Here is a 17,943-nt window from a genome sequence, read left to right on the forward strand (position 1 = left end):
TTTAGCCTCCCGTCACCGGCGGGAAAAACGCCACTTCATCACCATCGGTGACCGGATGATCGAAGCTGACCAGCGTTTGGTTCACCGCCGCCAGCAGCTTGCCCTCTTCCAGAGCCAACGACCAGCGCCCTTCCTGTGCGGCGAGATGCTGGCGCACGGCTTCCACATTGGCAAACTCAGGCGCCAGCGCCAGCGAGTCCACGCCCACCAGCTCACGAACCTGAGCAAAAAACAGCACATTAATCATGAGTATCCGCCTTGAAATCGCCCGATTTACCGCCGCTTTTCGCCAGCAGGCGGACCGGGCCAATAACCATATCTTTTTGCACCGCTTTACACATGTCATAGATGGTCAACGCCGCAACCGATGCGGCGGTCAGCGCCTCCATTTCGACACCGGTTTTCCCGGTGAGGCGACAGAGTGATTCGATGCGCACCCGGCTGTGTTCCGGCTCCGCCAGCAGGTTAACTTCCACCTTGCTCAGCATCAACGGATGACACAGCGGGATAAGGTCCCAGGTGCGCTTGGCCGCCTGAATACCGGCAATACGCGCGGTGGCGAACACGTCACCTTTATGGTGGCTGCCTTCAATAATCATCGCCAGGGTTTCCGGCTGCATGGTAACAAACGCTTCAGCGCGCGCTTCGCGGACGGTTTCCGCCTTGGCGGAGACATCCACCATGTGGGCTTCACCCGCTGCGTTAATATGGGTCAGTTGCGACATCGTTTATTTCTTCAGATGAGGGTGGAAGTTACACGGACGGGTACGGGCATCCAGCTGCGGGGCAATAATGTTATCCCACGCGGTACGGCAGGCCTTGGTGGAACCCGGCATCGCAAAAATCAACGTGCGGTTGGCCATCCCGGCGACGGCGCGTGATTGCAGCGTGGCAGTACCAATCTCCTCGAAAGAGAGCATGCGGAACACTTCGCCAAAGCCTTCGATTTCGCGGTCAAACAGCGGCAACAGCGCTTCCGGCGCCTGATCGCCATCGGTCAGCCCGGTGCCGCCGGTGATCAACACCACCTGGACATCGTTGCGGGCAATCCAGGCAGACACCTGGGCACGAATCTGGTAGCGGTTCTCTTTGACGATCGCCTTATCGACAATCTGATGCCCGGCCTCGTGGGCCGCATCACGCAGGAAGTGCCCGGAGGTGTCGTCCTCCTCGCCGCGACGGTTGGAAACAGTAAGAATAGCAATGCGTGTCGGGATAAATTCAGCGCTCACCTGACTCATTTAATAGCTCCTTGATGACGAATTATCCGCCGATATAGGATAAATTCTGGGTAATGCCGGTATTGCCCTGGTGCAGGAAGTGGGTCTGTTTTTTATGCGTCAGGGCTTCGGCAATACGCTCTTCCAACGCCTGCTGCTGGGCGTCGTCGGCCAGCAGTTCGCGCAGATCAACGCCGCCGTCGCCAAACAGGCACAGATGCAGCTTCCCAACGGACGATACGCGCAGACGGTTACAGCTGGCGCAGAAGTCTTTTTCATACGGCATGATTAAGCCGATTTCCCCTTCATAGTCGGGGTGACAGAAGACCTGCGCCGGGCCGTCGCTGCGCTGACGGATCTGATGGATCCAGCCGCGCTTGAGCAGTTCGTCGCGCAGCACCATGCCCGAGATATGGTGCTTGCGGAACAGCTCGCTGCCCTCGCCGGTTTCCATCAGTTCAATAAAGCGGAGTTGAATACGGCGCGGTTTTATCCACGCCAGAAAGGTGTCGAGCTGGTGATGGTTCACGTCGCGCATCAGCACGGTGTTGACCTTCACTTTTTCAAATCCTGCGGTAAAGGCAGCATCGATGCCGTCCATCACCTGGCGGAATTTGTCCTGACCCGTGATGGCGTGAAACTGACGCGCATCAAGGCTATCTACGCTCACGTTGAGTGCCGTCAACCCGGCATCACGCCAGGCAGCGACATCGCGCGCCATGCGGTAACCATTGGTGGTCACGGCAATCTGGCGGATAGAGGCGTTTTCTTTTACGGCGGCGATGACGTCGGTAAAGTCACGACGCAACGACGGCTCGCCGCCGGTCAGACGCACTTTTTCGGTGCCCAACGCCGAAAAGGCGCGCGTCACCCGGCGAATTTCGTCCAGCGACAGAAATCCTTTGTTGGTGACCCCATTCGGCTGGTAGCCGTTCGGCAGGCAATAGGTGCAACGGAAGTTGCAGACGTCGGTAATCGACAAGCGCAGATAGAAAAACCTACGCGCAAACGCATCGGTGAGTTGTAAAGCCATAGACACCTTTCCAAATACGGGAGGCGAGATCATTTCTTCCTTCGCCCTGGCAACGGTGTGACCCGTTGCGGCCAAAGCACCTTATTTTTCAACTTAGGCGCAGAGGCTAGAGTGTTTTGTTCAGCCTGTTTTACACAGCGCGCTGAACCAGGTTATGCCGAATAGTAGCGCGAGAATAACAGTTTCGCCATTTTCGCTTTCGCTATATAAACTTATACATAGCGCCATAATCGTGCACTTTCCCTACAGAATACGTAAAAATCACGTTTTTGCATTGATATACGTCATTTTGACCGGTACAGAGCATCGTCTTTTAGAGGTAGTTAGGCTAATGTAAGCGGGTTTTCAGGACATAAGGAAGTAGTATGCGCAATCGCACTTTTGCCGATCTCGACCGCGTGGTGGCGCTGGGCGGCGGTCACGGCCTTGGACGCGTGATGTCATCTCTGTCATCGCTGGGTTCCCGCCTTACCGGTATCGTCACCACCACGGATAACGGCGGGTCTACGGGGCGCATTCGTCGTTCAGAGGGCGGCATCGCCTGGGGCGACATGCGTAACTGTCTTAATCAGTTAATTACCGAACCCAGCGTGGCTTCGACCATGTTTGAGTATCGTTTTGGCGGTAACGGCGAGCTTTCCGGGCATAACCTTGGAAACTTGATGTTAAAGGCGTTAGACCACCTGAGCGTACGGCCTTTAGAGGCGATCAATTTAATCAGAAACCTACTGAAAGTTGAGGCGTCTTTAATCCCGATGTCCGAACAGCCGGTCGATTTGATGGCAATCGATAGCGAGGGGCACGAAATCTACGGCGAAGTCAATATCGACCAGCTGACCCTGCCGCCGCAGGAGCTGATGCTGACCCCGTCAGTGTCCGCCACCCGCGAAGCGGTACAGGCTATCGCAGAGGCGGATTTAATTCTCATTGGCCCCGGTAGCTTCTACACCAGCCTGCTGCCGATCCTGCTGCTACCGGATATCGCTCAGGCCATGCGCCGCACGCCTGCGCCAATGGTCTACATCGAGAATCTGGGCCGCGAACACAGCCCTGCGGGCAACCTGACGCTCGCTGACCGCCTTCATCTGCTGGAGCATTACATTGGCAAACCGGTGATTGATGCCGTGATTGTCGGTCCGAAAGCAGACATCAGTGGCACAGAGGGTAAATTGGTTATCCAGCAGCCGCTGGAGGCCAGCGACATACCGTACCGCCACGATCGCACCCTGCTTCGTGCGGCTCTGGAAGAGGCGCTTCAGGCCTTTGGCCGCGTTTCCTTAAAATCTTAAGGTTGTCTTAAAATAGAACGGGCAGCATAGCGAGCATCAATCTTCTTAGGTTACCGTTATGCTTCGCCTGTTACGTAAACGTCCCGTTGTCAGTCGTCTGACCTACATTATTCTGTTCGCGCTGTATATTGCTCTGGCGCTGAACGTCGTTTTTTATCGTCAGGCCTTTAGCCTGCTGCCGGTAGACAGCCTGCACAATACCCTCGTATTCCTGACCATGCCGGTAGTCGCCTTTGCGGTGATGGCAATTTGTCTGGCGATTGCGTCAGTGATTCGGCTTGAGAAACTCCTCGTCACGCTGTTTATTCTGCTCAGCGCCAGCGCGCAGTATTTTATGAAGAATTACGGTGTGATTATTGACCGTTCAATGATCACCAATATCTTCGATACCACACCCGCCGAGAGCTACGCGCTGCTCTCTGGTCAAATGATTGTCGTGCTGGGTTTAACCGCCCTGCTGTTTATTGCCCTGGCGTGGTGGATTAAAATTAAACCGGCGGCAAATCTGTGGCGCGGCGCATTAATGCGCGTCGGTACCGTCCTGGTTTCAGCACTGTTAATCGTGCTGGTTGCAGGCCTGTTTTATAAAGATTACGCCTCGCTGTTCCGCAATAATAAAGAGCTGGTGAAATCGTTGAACCCATCAAACAGTATTGTGGCGCTCAACTCCTGGTATTTTCACCACAAGATGGACAACCTGCCGTTGGTAAAAATCGGTGAAGACGCGCAGCAAAAAGCCGTCATGAAAAACGGTCCGCGTAAGAACTTAACGATTATTGTTCTTGGGGAGACCTCGCGCGCCGCAAACTTCTCGCTGGGCGGTTACGATCGCGACACCAACCCACTGTTAGCAAAAGATAACGTGGTCTATTTCCCGAAAACGACCTCTTGCGGTACGGCAACGGCGGTTTCTGTTCCCTGCATGTTCTCCAATATGCCGCGAGCCCGCTATGACGAATCTTTAGCCCATCATCAGGAAGGCCTGCTCGATATTATTCAACGCGCGGGAATTCAGGTGCTGTGGAACGACAACGACGGCGGCTGTAAGGGCGCCTGTGACCGCGTACCGCATCAGGATATGACGGCGATGAAGTTACCGGGCCAGTGCATTGACGGCGAGTGCTATGACGACGTGCTGTTCCACGACTTAGAAAAAACCATCGACAGCATGCAGGGTGACGGCGTGATTGTGCTGCACACCATCGGCAGCCACGGCCCGACCTATTACAACCGTTACCCGCCGCAGTTCCGTCGTTTTACGCCAACCTGCGATACCAGCGAAATTCAGTCGTGCACTCAGGAGCAGCTGAAAAATAGCTACGACAACACCATTGTTTACATCGACTATATCGTCGATAAAGCGATTAAACTGCTGCAATCAAAGCAGGATAAATTTACCACCAGCCTGGTTTATCTTTCCGACCACGGCGAGTCGTTAGGTGAAAATGGCGTTTACCTGCACGGCTTACCGTATTCTATTGCGCCAGAAACGCAAAAACATGTGCCGATGCTGTTATGGTTATCCGATGATTATCAAAAACGCTATGGCGTGAACTACGATTGCCTGCAAAAACAGGCCAAAGAAAATGACTATTCACAGGATAATCTGTTCTCTACCGTACTGGGTATGACCGGCGTAGAGACAAAGGAATATCATGCAGCGGATGATATATTAGCGACCTGCAAATAGAGGCAAACAGATGAAAATATTAGTCGTTGAAGATGACACGCTGTTACTGCAGGGGCTGATTCTGGCCATGCAGAGTGAAGGATACGCCTGCGACGGTGTTGCCACCGCGCAACAAGCGGCGCTGAGTCTTGCCAATGGCCACTACAGCCTGGTGGTATTGGATCTTGGTCTGCCGGATGAGGACGGGCTGCATTTTCTGCATCGCATGCGTCAGGAAAAAATGAGCACCCCGGTACTGATTCTGACCGCCCGCGATACCCTGGAAGACCGCGTCAGCGGCCTGGATACCGGTGCCGACGATTATCTGATCAAACCCTTTGCTCTCGAAGAGCTCAATGCCCGCATTCGCGCGCTGCTGCGCCGCAATCTCAATCAGGGCGATAACGAGGTGACGGTCGAAAACCTGCGTCTTAACGTCACTCGCCGCCAGGTCTGGCTGGACGGCGAACTGCTGGAGCTGACGCCTAAAGAGTACGCCCTGCTCTCCCGCCTGATGCTCAAGGCCGGCAGCCCGGTGCACCGCGAGATTCTCTACAACGATATCTACAACTGGGATAATGAACCGGCGACCAACACGCTGGAAGTACATATCCACAACCTGCGTGACAAAGTGGGTAAAGCCCGTATTCGCACGGTGCGCGGCTTTGGCTACCAGCTGGTTAATTCCAGCACGACGGAGTAACGCATGGCGATGTTCTCCGTTCGTCAATGGCCGATGCGCCACCAGCTGCTGCTGGCGATTGGCCTGATTCTGATCGTATTCCAGCTTATCAGCGTGTTCTGGCTCTGGCATGAAAGTAAAGAGCAGATCGAGCTGGAAGTGGCGATGCTGATCCACAATCACAACAACGTGAAACATATCCGCCACGAGGTTCGTGAAGCAATCGCCAGCCTGCTGGTGCCAAGCGTGGTGATCATCGGGCTGGCGCTGTATCTGTGTCTACAGGCGGTCAAACGTATCACTCGCCCGCTGGCTGACCTGCAACAAGAGCTGGACCGCCGTACCCCGGGGAATTTACAGCCCATTTACCTGCAGCAGACCACCGTTGAGGTTGAAGCAGTCACTAAGGCTATCAACCAACTTGTGGAAAACCTGACCCAAACGCTCGATCGTGAACGCCTGTTCACCGCCGACGTGGCCCATGAGCTACGTACCCCGCTGGCGGGGCTGAAACTGCATCTGGAGCTGCTGGAGAAAACCCAGAAACTGAGCCTTGCGCCGCTGATTCAGCGTTTGGATCAGATGACCGAAAGCGTGGCACAACTGCTGCTGCTGGCGCGGGTCGGCCAGTCGTTTTCAGCGGGAAGCTATCAGCAGGTGAATTTGCTGAGTGATGTGCTGGAACCGCTTAAAGATGAGCTGGAAACGATGCTGGAGGTTCGGGCGCAGAAGTTAGTCATTGCCGAGCCAACGCCCACGGTAACCGTTGCCGGTGATGCAACGCTGCTGCGCCTGATGGTTCGCAATCTGGTGGAAAATGCGCATCGCTACAGTCCAAAATCAACCACCATTACGCTGTCGCTGGTGAAAGACAGCAAACCGATGTTGATTGTGCAAGATGAAGGTCCAGGAATAGATGAGTCGAAGGTGGGCGAACTTAGTCAGGCCTTTGTCCGCATGGACAGCCGCTATGGCGGCATTGGCCTCGGGTTAAGCATCGTGACACGCATTGCCCAGCTGCATGAAGCCGCATTCTTCCTGCAAAACCGCGAGGACACCACCGGAACGCGGGCATGGATAGAGTTTTTACCGACAAAGCGCTAAAACGCCTCAGTAGGTCAGCACCCAGTGGCTCAGGAAGCCGGCAACGATGGCAACGGAGACGAGTAAGGTAAATAACTGCTGGAAATTCAGATTCGACATGACGCTACCCCTAATGATTTTACGGATAGTATCAGCAGAATAGATTAAGTGAACCTTAAGGCAGGTTGCGGGCTCGTGATGGCTGCCGCAATTTAGATAAATAATGCCCGATACGTCACAGTAGGCCGGATAAGGCGCTTGCGCCGCCATCCGGCACCTGTGCCGAATGGCCCGATAGCGCTAACGTTTATCAGGCCTACTCGTCGATATTTTCGCGGCGGATCACGACGTCGCGATAAACAGCTCGCGCAGCTGGTGCAGGCGATCGCGAATTTCTGCGGCTTCTTCAAACTCGAGGTTCTGCGCGTGTTTCAGCATCTGAGCCTCCAGCGTTTGAATCTGCTGCTGGAGCGCCTTCGGCGTCAGCGCCTGCACATCCGGCTCAACGATTGGCGACGCAGAACGAGACTTGCCGCGACCCTTCGCTTTCGTCTTCGCCAGCCCTTCACCCATTGCCAGAATATCGACAACGTCTTTGACCAGCCCCTGCGGCACGATGCCGTGCTCTTCGTTGTAGCGTTCCTGCTTCTCGCGGCGGCGTTCCGTTTCGCCAATGGCCTTCGCCATCGATGGGGTAATCTTGTCGCCGTAGAGAATGGCTTTACCGTTGATGTTACGCGCGGCGCGGCCAATGGTCTGAATCAGCGAGCGTTCCGAACGCAGGAAGCCCTCTTTGTCGGCATCGAGAATGGCCACCAGCGAGACTTCCGGCATATCCAGGCCTTCACGCAGCAGGTTGATCCCCACCAGCACGTCAAACTCGCCCAGACGTAAATCACGAATGATCTCCATACGTTCGACGGTGTCGATATCGGAGTGCAGGTAACGTACGCGTTCACCGTGTTCTTCGAGATATTCCGTCAGGTCTTCCGCCATGCGTTTGGTCAGGGTCGTCACCAGCACGCGTTCGTTGATAACCGAGCGCTTGCGAATTTCTGACAGCAGGTCATCCACCTGAGTCGCCACCGGGCGTACCTCAATCAACGGGTCAAGCAGCCCGGTTGGACGCACGACCTGGTCGATAACTTCGCCGCCGGATTTCTCCAGCTCGTAGTTACCCGGCGTTGCTGAAACATAGATGGTTTGCGGCGCCAGCGCTTCAAATTCTTCGAACTTCAGCGGGCGGTTGTCGAGCGCCGACGGCAGACGGAAGCCGTACTCAACCAGCGTCTCTTTGCGCGCCCGGTCGCCGCGGTACATGCCGCCAATTTGCGGAATGGTAACGTGCGATTCATCGATCACCAGCAGACCGTCAGCCGGCAGATAATCAAATAAGGTCGGCGGCGGTTCACCCGGCCCGCGCCCGGAAAGGAAGCGCGAGTAGTTTTCAATGCCCGAGCAGTAGCCAAGCTCGTTCATCATTTCAAGATCGAACTGGGTACGCTGGCTCAGACGCTGCTCTTCGAGCAGCTTGTTGTTGTCGAGCAGCACCTTGCGGCGCTCTGCCAGCTCAACCTTGATATCTTCCATCGCCTGGACAATGCGCTCACGCGGCGTGACGTAGTGCGATTTCGGGTAGATGGTGAAGCGCTGAATGGTTGACTCGACGTGCCCGGTTAGCGGATCGAACAGCGAGAGGCGCTCGACCTCTTCATCAAACAGCTCAACGCGCAGCGCCAGATCGTCAGACTCTGCCGGGAAGATATCAATCACCTCGCCGCGTACGCGGAAGGTCGCGCGCTGGAACGCCTGATCGTTGCGGGTGTACTGCAGCTCAGCCAGACGACGCAGGATCGAACGCTGGTCGATAATCATGCCGACCGTCAGGTGTAGCATCATTTTCAAATAGAGATCGGGATCGCCCAGGCCGTAAATCGCCGACACCGAAGCCACCACCACCACATCGCGGCGTTCGAGCAGCGCTTTGGTGGCGGACAGACGCATCTGCTCAATGTGTTCGTTCACCGAGGCGTCTTTTTCGATAAACGTGTCTGAGCTGGGAACATAGGCTTCTGGCTGGTAGTAATCGTAGTAGGAGACAAAATACTCCACCGCGTTTTCCGGAAAGAATGCCTTCATTTCGCCATAGAGCTGGGCGGCCAGCGTTTTGTTCGGCGCCAGCACCATCGTCGGACGCTGCAGATCGGCAATGACGTTGGCCACGGTAAAGGTTTTTCCCGACCCGGTTACGCCCAGCAGCGTCTGGTGCGCCAGGCCATCCTCCAGCCCTTCTTTCAGGCGTGAGATGGCCAGCGGCTGGTCGCCGGAAGGACTGAACGCGGAATGCAATTTAAAGGGTTTACTCATGGGCAACGCTACCTGATAACGGATGGGTCGGGCTGGAGATTAATTCTACTCGCCGCCTGCCAAATTGCCAATAAAAAACACTGGATATAAAAACAGTAATCCATTATCGTATTTTGAGCAAAACAGGTTGCGGCATGCGTCACAGGCGAAAATTTATCCTCTGACAACATAAAACACCACTCGAACCGGGTTATCCCCAGAACTTTTTCTCTTTTAACATTTGTCAATATCGGTCATGAAAGTTTTATGGCAATCCGCAGCACTTTTTATTACGCCATTGCTTTTATGTATCTTATTGATTATTAATAAAAAGATAGAAAAGCCGCCTTTCGCATCAATTCAGGCGCAGGCCGCATGTTCTCTCGTTTACCGCTAGTTTTCTAACTCTAATACACAGGGTTATCCACAGGAATAGTGGATAACTGCCGCTAGCCCCTATCCCTCGCCACCCGGCGGTTTGCGCAACTTCCTGTCAACGTGAAATCAAAAAAATATTTTCTCGCCAATTTTGATATGCATCAGCGAAAAAGCACACGCGTTTTATCCATAACAGTGTGCTTTTTCCTTACGTTTTCTGCGGGTTATTGCTTACGAATGAAGATAGCCCGCGAGAGAAAAAACAGAATAAAAAAGCGGTCTATAACGCGCTCAAATCGAGATAGCCGCCAAGGGGCCGATCGTCAACCGACTCGCCAAGCCATGGAATTTCACCCAGCATCGGGGCTGGCAGCATTCTCTGGAGGGTGCTGAGATACTCAGCGTGGCGACGTCCCGGCGGAACGACATCATTAGCAATCCAGCCAGCCAATCGCAGACCGGCCTGCTGTACTGCCTGAGCGGTTAGCACGGCGTGGTTGATACAACCTAGCTTTACGCCAACGACCAGAATAACCGGCAACTGCTCGTCACGAACCCAGTCGGCGAGCGTCAGCGTGGGCGAGAGCGGCGTGAACCAGCCGCCAGCGCCTTCCACCAGCACCCAATCGGCCTGCGCCTCTAAGGCACGCAACCCCGCCGATAGCACGCTGGCCTCAATAGGCCGCTGTTCATCGGCGCTCACGATATGCGGTGACGTGGGTTCCGCAAAGGTATAGGGGTTCACCTCTTCATAGCGCAGCGGTAGTACGCTGTTACGCTGGAGCGCCAGCGCATCGCTGTTGCGCAACCCCTCGTCGGTCATTTCGCTGCCCGACGCCACTGGCTTATAGCCCACGGCGCAACGCCCCAGCAGGCGTGCGGCCTGCAATAGTGCAGTGCTGGCAACGGTTTTCCCGACTTCCGTATCGGTTCCGGTTACATAAAAACGTTCAGTCACGTGTGATGATTCCTGTGAAAAGATGGTAGGTCAGCGGACAAGCGCCCCCCAGCTTCGGCCACGCCAGCTGGAGCTGCTGGAGCCTGCCGCGGGTGAGCGGCTGGCGGCTGCGCCCTTGATGAAGGTGCGTTGCGCCAATCCCCTTTAACGAGCGCATCGCGCTCAGCGCATCGGGGAAAGAAAGGGTGATGGAGGTGGCCTTGCTATAGCCAGAATAGGCCGCCAGCGCCTCGCGCAGCGTCGCTTCAGGCAGGAAGCGATTGGCGTGCGGGAGGCTGTCGAGTGCCTGCCACGCCTGATTCAACTCTGGCAGCGAACCGGCCGTCAGCGTGGTAAATGCCAGCGTGCCGCCGGGGGCGAGCTGGCGATAAAGCCCAGCCAGCGCCGCACGCAGGTCGCTGCACCACTGAATAGCCAGATTGCTCCACGCTAAATCGAAGCCGCCGGCGGGCAGCGGAATATCTTCAATATCCGCCAGCAGGTACGCATCCGCCGCCTGCTGTAAACGCGCCTGCTGCAGCATCTCCGCCGAGAGATCCAGTGCGGTAACGTGGCTGCCCTGCTCGCGCCAGTAGCGGCTGTAGCTCCCCGGCCCACAGCCGGCGTCGAGTACGCGGGGAAACGCCCGCGCCGGCAGCTGGGACAGCAGCTGCGCGGCGCTAAGACGCTGTAACTCGTCGTGTTGCTGATAAGAAGACGCCGCGCGGCCAAACGCCGCGGCGACCGCCTGTTTATCCACGCTCGCCATGCAAAACCTCCAGCAGATGAGCAATGTCCTGCGCGTCATGCGCGGCAGTGAGCGTCAGGCGCAAACGCGCGGTGCCCGCAGGCACCGTCGGTGGACGAATAGCCGTCACCCAGCAGTCCTGCGCACGCAAGCGTTCGGCTAACCGCAGCGTGTCTGCGTTATCACCGACGATCAGCGGCTGAATGGCGCTCTGTGAGCCGCTCAGCTCGTAGGCCAGCCCTTGAGCACCATGGCGAAACGCCGCAATATGCTGGGCCAGAATGTCACGCCGCTGTTGGCCGTCATCGCTCTGAATGACCGCCAGCGCCGCCTGTAACGCTTGCGCCTGGGCAGGCGGCATCGCGGTGCTGTAAATCAGGTGGCGGGCGAACTGGATGAAATAGTCGGCGACCGCCTGGCTGCAAAGCACCGCCGCGCCGCTGAGGCCAAAGGCTTTGCCGAAAGTCACCACCAGTAGCTCCGGCTTAACGCCCTGCTGAGAGCAACTGCCGCGTCCATTTTCACCGACTACGCCAATACCGTGCGCATCGTCGACCATCAGCCACGCATCGGCGGCGCGCGCCGCGGCGGCAACCTCGGCCAGCGGCGCGCTGTCGCCGTCCATACTGAACACCCCTTCCGTCACCACCAGCTGTTGCCCCTCGACGGGGGTAGCCAGCAGCCGGGCAAGATGTTGGCCGTCGTTATGCTGGAAACGCCGCAGCTGCGCGGGACTCAGGGTTGCGGCCTCCAGCAGCGAAGCGTGGCTCAGGCGGTCGGCGACGATACGATCCTCGCGTCCGGCCAGTGCGGCAATCACCGCCTGGTTGGCGGCAAAACCGGAGATAAACAGCAGCGCGCGGTCATAGCCGAGCCAGTCCGCCAGCTGTGCTTCCAGGCGCAGATGCGCCTGGTGGTAACCGGTGACATGCGCGGAGCCGCCGCTGCCAACGCCGTAACGTTGTGCCCCGTCCTGCCAGGCGCGAATCACCTGCGGGTGCTGGCTAAGGCCCAGATAATCGTTGCTGGAAAAATTGCGGTAACGGCGTCCTTCGCACGTCAGCCAGCGCCCTGTCCCCTGCGCCAGCGGCTGGCGCTGACGAAAGGCCTGCGTTTCACGGCGTTCGGCGACGGCACGGTCGATTCGCTGCTGCCAGCTCATACCGCCGCCGCGTTGTAATAATCGTCTGTATCCGGCGTCATCAGCGCCTGCTCGAGACGCTGCTGCTGCTCGTTGTCTCCGGCGGTGACCGTGGTTTGCTGCGGGTTCAGCCCCAGCTTGCGGAACAGCTGTAAGTCTTTATCTTCTTCCGGGTTTGGCGTCGTCAGCAGCTTGCAGCCGTAGAAGATAGAGTTAGCGCCCGCCATAAAGCACATGGCCTGCGTTTGCTCGTTCATCTGCTCGCGCCCCGCGGACAGACGCACGTGCGAGGTCGGCATCATGATGCGCGCCACGGCAATAGTACGAATAAAATCAAAGGCATCAACGTCTTCGTTATCGGCCAACGGTGTACCTTTCACCTTCACCAACATGTTGATCGGCACGCTTTCCGGCGGCGTCGGCAGGTTGGCCAACTGGAGCAGCAGACCGGCGCGGTCGGTGACCGTTTCACCGAGCCCGACGATCCCGCCGGAACACACTTTAATCCCGGCTTCGCGCACTTTATCCAGGGTATCGAGACGTTCCTGATAGCTACGGGTGGTAATGATGTTGCCGTAGAACTCCGGCGAGGTATCGAGGTTGTGGTTATAGTAGTCCAGCCCCGCCGAGGCCAGACGCGCCGCCTGGCTGTCGGAGAGCGTCCCGAGCGTCATGCAGGCTTCAAGCCCCATCTCTTTGACGCCCTGCACCATCTGCTCGAGATACGGCATATCGCGCTCGTGCGGGTTTTTCCACGCCGCGCCCATACAGAAACGGGTGGAGCCCGCCAGCTTGGCTTTGCGCGCCGACTCCAGCACCTGTTCCACTTCCATCAGGCGCTCGCTCTCCAGCCCGGTTTTGTAGCGTGAACTCTGCGGGCAGTACTTACAGTCTTCCGGACAGGCGCCGGTTTTAATCGACAGCAGCGTACTCACCTGTACCTGCTGAGGGTCAAAATGTTGGCGGTGGACCTGCTGCGCTTCAAACAGCAGTTCCAGCAGCGGTTTTTCGAAAAGAGCGTTGACCTGCGACATTGTCCAGCGTAAAGGGTGAGCCATTGGCTTCTCCGGGGGTTTTGTTAATTTTCGGTTCGGTTTATACTCGTAAACCTAAAACTTTTCAAAATGGTTTACAAGTCGATTATGACAACGGACGATCTCGCCTTCGATAGCCGCCATATCTGGCATCCCTACACCTCCATGACCGCACCGTTACCGGTTTATCCGGTGGTTTCCGCCGAGGGCTGCGAGCTTCAGCTTGCCAGCGGCGAGCATCTGGTCGACGGCATGTCCTCCTGGTGGGCGGCGATTCATGGTTACAATCACCCGCGTCTGAACGCGGCGATGAAAACGCAGATTGACCAGATGTCGCACGTGATGTTTGGTGGGATAACCCACCCTGCCGCGGTGGCACTGTGTCGGAAGCTGGTGGCCATGACGCCCGCGCCGCTGGAGTGCGTGTTCCTCGCCGATTCCGGGTCGGTGGCGGTTGAAGTGGCGATGAAGATGGCGCTGCAGTACTGGCAGGCCAAAGGCGAGTCGCGTCAGCGTTTCCTCACCTTCCGTAACGGCTACCACGGCGATACCTTCGGCGCGATGTCGGTCTGCGATCCGGATAACTCCATGCACAGCCTGTGGAAGGGATATCTGCCGGAGAATCTGTTTGCTCCCGCGCCGCACAGCCGCTTTGACGGTGAGTTCGACGAGTACGATATGGTGGCGTTCGCCCGCCTGATGGCCGCACATCGCCACGAGATTGCCGCGGTGATCCTCGAACCGATTGTCCAGGGTGCGGGCGGCATGCGGATGTATCATCCGGAGTGGCTCAAACGCATCCGCAAGATGTGTGACCGCGAGGGGATCCTGCTGATTGCCGACGAAATTGCCACTGGTTTTGGCCGTACCGGCAAGCTGTTCGCCTGCGAGCACGCGGGGATCAGCGCCGATATTCTGTGCCTGGGTAAAGCGCTCACCGGCGGTACGTTGACGCTGTCGGCCGCTATCACCACGCGCGAGGTGGCGGAAACCATCAGCAACGGCGAAGCGGGCTGCTTTATGCACGGGCCGACGTTTATGGGCAACCCGCTGGCCTGCGCGGTGGCGACGGAAAGCCTGGCGCTGCTGGAAAGCGGCGAGTGGCAGATTCAGGTGGCCGCCATTGAGCAACAGCTTAAGCGCGAGCTGGCCCCCGCCGCCGACGCGCCGCTGGTCGCCGATGTGCGCGTGCTGGGCGCGATCGGCGTGGTCGAAACGCGTTACCCGGTCAACATGGCGCTGCTTCAGCGGTTCTTTGTCGATCAAGGCGTCTGGATTCGACCATTTGGCCGCCTGATCTACCTGATGCCGCCGTACCTGATTACTCCACAGCAGCTGACGCGTCTCACCCGTGCGGTGTGCCTCGCGGTTGAACAGGAAACATTTTTTATCCAATAAGCAGCGGTAATCTGCCGCACTAACCGCTACACTCCTTTGTTAATCAGTAGATTAACAAAGGAGGCAGTTGATGAAATTAGTCAGCCACGACCTGCGTGACGGCGAGAAACTTCCCCAGCGCCAGGTTTTCAATGGGATGGGCTACGACGGGGAAAATATTTCGCCGCATCTGGCCTGGGACGATGTGCCAGCCGGAACCAAAAGCTTCGTTGTGACCTGCTACGATCCGGATGCACCGACCGGCTCCGGCTGGTGGCACTGGATTGTCGCCAACCTTCCGGCCGACACCCGCGAGCTGCCCACTGGCGCAGGCTCCGGCCTCGTTGGCCTACCGGTCGGCGCGCTGCAAACCCGCACCGATTTTGGTAAAGCAGGCTACGGCGGCGCAGCGCCGCCAAAAGGCGAAACGCATCGCTATATCTTTACCGTCCACGCGCTGGATATCGACAAAATCGACGTTGACGAAGGTGCCAGCGGCGCAATGGTGGGCTTTAACGTCCATTTCCACAGCCTCGGCAGCGCGAGCATTACCGCACTGTTCAGCTAACCGTCCGCCAAACGTATTCAGCCCTGCCGGGAAACCATGCGGGGCTTTTTTATGGCGGATGTAATTTTCTAACGAAAAAAGGGCAGACGGAAAAAGCGAAAGGGGCTGGTGAGGTTGGCGCAAAAATAGCTTGTGAATTAGATCACAATTTAAAAACAAACACGCCAACATAAAAGGTGATTTCAATCACAAAAAGTAGCGAGACAGGGCGGGGAATTTAACGTTGTAGCAGACTTACAGCCTATTTATGTGATCAATATCACCATAAATACCCTATAACACCGCTCTTGATAGTGACACGCATCACAAAAAACCCTCGGGGTACGCGAGACGAAAACGGCGTGATAGAGTCGATTTTGCATACAGAACGACTGGCTGGTTTTTGGCGAAACCAGCACAACTATTACGCGCGCAACATCTGACGCGCACCACGAGGGGTGTTTTTATGTTATCACCAGATATCAAGGTCAAGGTACAGAATTTTGGCCGCTTCCTCAGCAATATGGTGATGCCCAATATTGGCGCATTCATTGCCTGGGGTTTAATTACCGCACTGTTTATTCCTACCGGCTGGTTGCCGAACGAAACGTTGGCCAAGCTGGTCGGCCCAATGATCACCTACCTGCTGCCGCTGTTAATCGGCTATACCGGGGGTCGCCTCGTGGGCGGCGAGCGCGGCGGCGTGGTCGGCGCGATAACCACCATGGGCGTGATTGTCGGCGCCGATATGCCGATGTTTATGGGCGCGATGATCGCCGGTCCGCTGGGCGGCTGGGCCATCAAACGCTTTGACCGCTGGGTTGATGGGAAGATCAAAAGCGGCTTTGAGATGCTGGTCAACAACTTCTCTGCCGGGATTATCGGCATGCTGCTGGCGATGCTCTCCTTCCTGGCAATTGGGCCAATGGTGGAGCTGCTGTCGAAAGCGCTGGCGAGCGGCGTCAACGTCATGGTGCAAAACAACCTGCTGCCGCTGACCTCTATTTTTGTCGAACCGGCCAAAATCCTGTTCCTCAATAACGCCATCAACCACGGTATCTTCTCACCGCTGGGTATTCAGCAGGCGACGGAAACCGGTAAGTCTATCTTCTTCCTGATTGAAGCTAACCCGGGTCCGGGTCTGGGGATCCTGCTGGCGTACATGTTCTTTGGCAAAGGCAGCGCGAAGCAGTCCGCAGGCGGCGCGGCGATTATTCACTTCTTCGGCGGGATTCACGAAATTTACTTCCCGTACGTCCTGATGAACCCACGCCTGATTCTGGCGGTGATCCTCGGTGGGATGACCGGCGTCTTTACCCTGACGCTGTTCAACGCGGGCCTGGTCTCTCCGGCTTCTCCGGGTTCTATTTTTGCCGTCCTGCTGATGACGCCGAAAGCGTCGCTGATTGGCGTCGTGCTGTCTATTCTGGCCTCCACGCTGGTTTCCTTCCTCACTGCGTCGATGCTGCTCAAACGCGTTCGCGTGGGTGATGAAGAGAGCAACGGTCTGGCGGAAGCCACCCGTCGCATGCAGAGCCTGAAGCAGCAGTCAAAATCCGGCGCTAAACCGTCCGGCGAGCTGCCACAGCCCGCTCCGGCGCTGGATTTGGCGAAAGATCTGCACCACGTGCGTAAAATCATCGTCGCCTGCGATGCCGGGATGGGCTCCAGTGCCCTCGGCGCGGGCGTGCTGCGTAAAAAGGTAAAAGATGCCGGTCTGAGTCATATTTCAGTGACTAACTGCGCCATCAACAGTTTGCCGGAAGATGTCGATCTGGTGATCACCCATCAGGATCTTACCGAACGCGCCATGCGTTTTGCACCGCAGGCGATGCACATGTCGCTGAGCAATTTCCTCGACAGCGGCCTGTACACCGATTTAACCACCCGCCTGCTGGCCGCTAAGCTGCCACCTGCGGCGAACGACAGCCGCCTGATTAACCAGACGATTATCGCCGCCAACGACGATGCATTCACGCCCGGCGAGCGCGAGGAAAACCTGTTTAAGCTCAGTGCCGATAACATCTTCCTTAACTTAACCGCCGACACCAAAGAGCAGGCCATTCGCTTTGCCGGTGAAATGCTGGTTTCCGGCGGCTACGTCGAGCCGGATTACGTCGAGGCCATGCTGGCGCGTGAAGCCCTGACAACCACCTACCTCGGAGAATCTATCGCCGTTCCGCACGGCACCGTAGAAGCCAAAGACCGCGTGCTGCGCACCGGGATCGTTATTTGCCAGTACCCGCAAGGCGTACGTTTCGGCGATGAGCCGGACGATGTCGCTCGGCTGGTGATCGGCATTGCCGCCCGCAACAACGAGCACGTGCAGGTTATCGCCCGCTTAGCCAACGCCCTGGATGATAAGGACGTGATCGAACGTCTGACGCAGACCACCAGCGTGCAGGAGATTTTACAGCTCCTGTCCGGCGAGCAGGCGGCATAAGGCGACGGGGCGTACC

16 protein-coding genes and 1 riboswitch are annotated in these 17,943 nt (G+C 56.9%); of the genes, 7 read left to right on the top strand and 9 right to left on the bottom strand.

Translation table 11 applies throughout. The features are described 5' to 3' along the window. Nucleotide 1 precedes the first annotated feature (1 nt). The 4 genes from moaD to moaA form a co-directional block, all read right to left on the bottom strand. A complete protein-coding gene (gene moaD, locus ABTW00_RS16260; protein WP_064548439.1) occupies nucleotides 2-247 on the bottom strand; it encodes a molybdopterin synthase sulfur carrier subunit in 246 nt (81 codons plus the stop codon). Then, entirely contained in the window at nucleotides 240-725 is a 486-nt protein-coding gene (gene moaC, locus ABTW00_RS16265) for a cyclic pyranopterin monophosphate synthase MoaC (RefSeq protein WP_065355568.1), read from the bottom strand. The genes moaD and moaC overlap by 8 nt, the downstream gene beginning before the upstream one ends. A 3-nt stretch (nucleotides 726-728) precedes the next feature. Continuing rightward, nucleotides 729-1,241, bottom strand: coding sequence for a molybdenum cofactor biosynthesis protein B (gene moaB, locus ABTW00_RS16270; protein WP_433636352.1), 513 nt, complete (start codon nucleotides 1,239-1,241; stop codon nucleotides 729-731). A 22-nt stretch (nucleotides 1,242-1,263) separates the two neighbouring features. Beyond that, nucleotides 1,264-2,253, bottom strand: coding sequence for a GTP 3',8-cyclase MoaA (gene moaA / locus ABTW00_RS16275; protein ID WP_065355566.1), 990 nt, complete (start codon nucleotides 2,251-2,253; stop codon nucleotides 1,264-1,266). Beyond that, nucleotides 2,241-2,377: riboswitch (molybdenum cofactor riboswitch) on the bottom strand. Its footprint overlaps the gene before it by 13 nt. Nucleotides 2,378-2,618: 241 nt before the next feature. On the opposite strand from moaA, the gene yvcK reads away from it, so the two are divergent. The 4 genes from yvcK to pmrB are packed head-to-tail and all read left to right on the top strand — an operon-like array spanning nucleotide 2,619 to nucleotide 6,997. Further along, a complete protein-coding gene (gene yvcK / locus ABTW00_RS16280; RefSeq protein ID WP_064548431.1) occupies nucleotides 2,619-3,542 on the top strand; it encodes a uridine diphosphate-N-acetylglucosamine-binding protein YvcK in 924 nt (307 codons plus the stop codon). 58 nt (nucleotides 3,543-3,600) lie between these two features. Beyond that, nucleotides 3,601-5,232: a phosphoethanolamine transferase EptA gene (eptA, locus tag ABTW00_RS16285; RefSeq protein WP_433636354.1), complete on the top strand. Its 1,632-nt coding sequence runs from the start codon at nucleotides 3,601-3,603 to the stop codon at nucleotides 5,230-5,232. Between the two features lie 10 nt (nucleotides 5,233-5,242). Then, complete coding sequence (gene pmrA, locus ABTW00_RS16290; RefSeq protein WP_064548427.1) at nucleotides 5,243-5,914, top strand: two-component system response regulator PmrA; 672 nt, start codon at nucleotides 5,243-5,245, stop codon at nucleotides 5,912-5,914. Between the two features lie 3 nt (nucleotides 5,915-5,917). Further along, nucleotides 5,918-6,997 (top strand): two-component system sensor histidine kinase PmrB, encoded by a 1,080-nt coding sequence (gene pmrB, locus ABTW00_RS16295; RefSeq protein WP_065355562.1) that lies wholly within the window; start codon nucleotides 5,918-5,920, stop codon nucleotides 6,995-6,997. Nucleotides 6,998-7,318: 321 nt separating this feature from the next. On the opposite strand, the gene uvrB is transcribed toward pmrB, so the two are convergent. From uvrB to bioB, 5 genes are all read right to left on the bottom strand, one after another. Next, the gene (gene uvrB, locus ABTW00_RS16300; protein ID WP_064548421.1) at nucleotides 7,319-9,343 is read right to left on the bottom strand and encodes an excinuclease ABC subunit UvrB; all 2,025 of its coding nucleotides are present in this window, start codon (nucleotides 9,341-9,343) and stop codon (nucleotides 7,319-7,321) included. Between the two features lie 637 nt (nucleotides 9,344-9,980). After that, a complete protein-coding gene (gene bioD, locus ABTW00_RS16305) occupies nucleotides 9,981-10,658 on the bottom strand; it encodes a dethiobiotin synthase (RefSeq protein WP_433636355.1) in 678 nt (225 codons plus the stop codon). Next, complete coding sequence (bioC, locus tag ABTW00_RS16310) at nucleotides 10,651-11,406, bottom strand: malonyl-ACP O-methyltransferase BioC (RefSeq protein WP_433636356.1); 756 nt, start codon at nucleotides 11,404-11,406, stop codon at nucleotides 10,651-10,653. The genes bioD and bioC overlap by 8 nt, the downstream gene beginning before the upstream one ends. After that, on the bottom strand, nucleotides 11,390-12,547 hold the full coding sequence (gene bioF / locus ABTW00_RS16315; protein WP_433636357.1) for an 8-amino-7-oxononanoate synthase: 1,158 nt from the start codon (nucleotides 12,545-12,547) through the stop codon (nucleotides 11,390-11,392). Before bioF ends, bioC begins: the two co-directional genes overlap by 17 nt. Next, nucleotides 12,544-13,584 carry a biotin synthase BioB gene (gene bioB / locus ABTW00_RS16320; protein ID WP_271447075.1) on the bottom strand — a complete coding sequence of 347 codons (1,041 nt, stop codon included), beginning with the start codon at nucleotides 13,582-13,584 and terminating at the stop codon, nucleotides 12,544-12,546. Before bioB ends, bioF begins: the two co-directional genes overlap by 4 nt. Nucleotides 13,585-13,668: 84 nt before the next feature. Between bioB and bioA the strand changes: the two genes are divergently transcribed. From bioA to ABTW00_RS16335, 3 genes are all read left to right on the top strand, one after another. Further along, nucleotides 13,669-14,958, top strand: a complete 1,290-nt coding sequence (bioA, locus tag ABTW00_RS16325; protein WP_271447095.1) for an adenosylmethionine--8-amino-7-oxononanoate transaminase — start codon at nucleotides 13,669-13,671, stop codon at nucleotides 14,956-14,958. 70 nt (nucleotides 14,959-15,028) lie between these two features. Further along, entirely contained in the window at nucleotides 15,029-15,505 is a 477-nt protein-coding gene (locus ABTW00_RS16330; protein ID WP_271447076.1) for a kinase inhibitor, read from the top strand. A 445-nt stretch (nucleotides 15,506-15,950) separates the two neighbouring features. Then, on the top strand, nucleotides 15,951-17,927 hold the full coding sequence (locus ABTW00_RS16335; RefSeq protein ID WP_433636359.1) for a PTS mannitol transporter subunit IICBA: 1,977 nt from the start codon (nucleotides 15,951-15,953) through the stop codon (nucleotides 17,925-17,927). The last annotated feature ends 16 nt before the right edge of the window (nucleotides 17,928-17,943 follow it).

Origin of the sequence: Kluyvera georgiana, from assembly GCF_050990895.1 — a bacterium.
GTDB classification, from domain to species: domain Bacteria; phylum Pseudomonadota; class Gammaproteobacteria; order Enterobacterales; family Enterobacteriaceae; genus Kluyvera; species Kluyvera georgiana.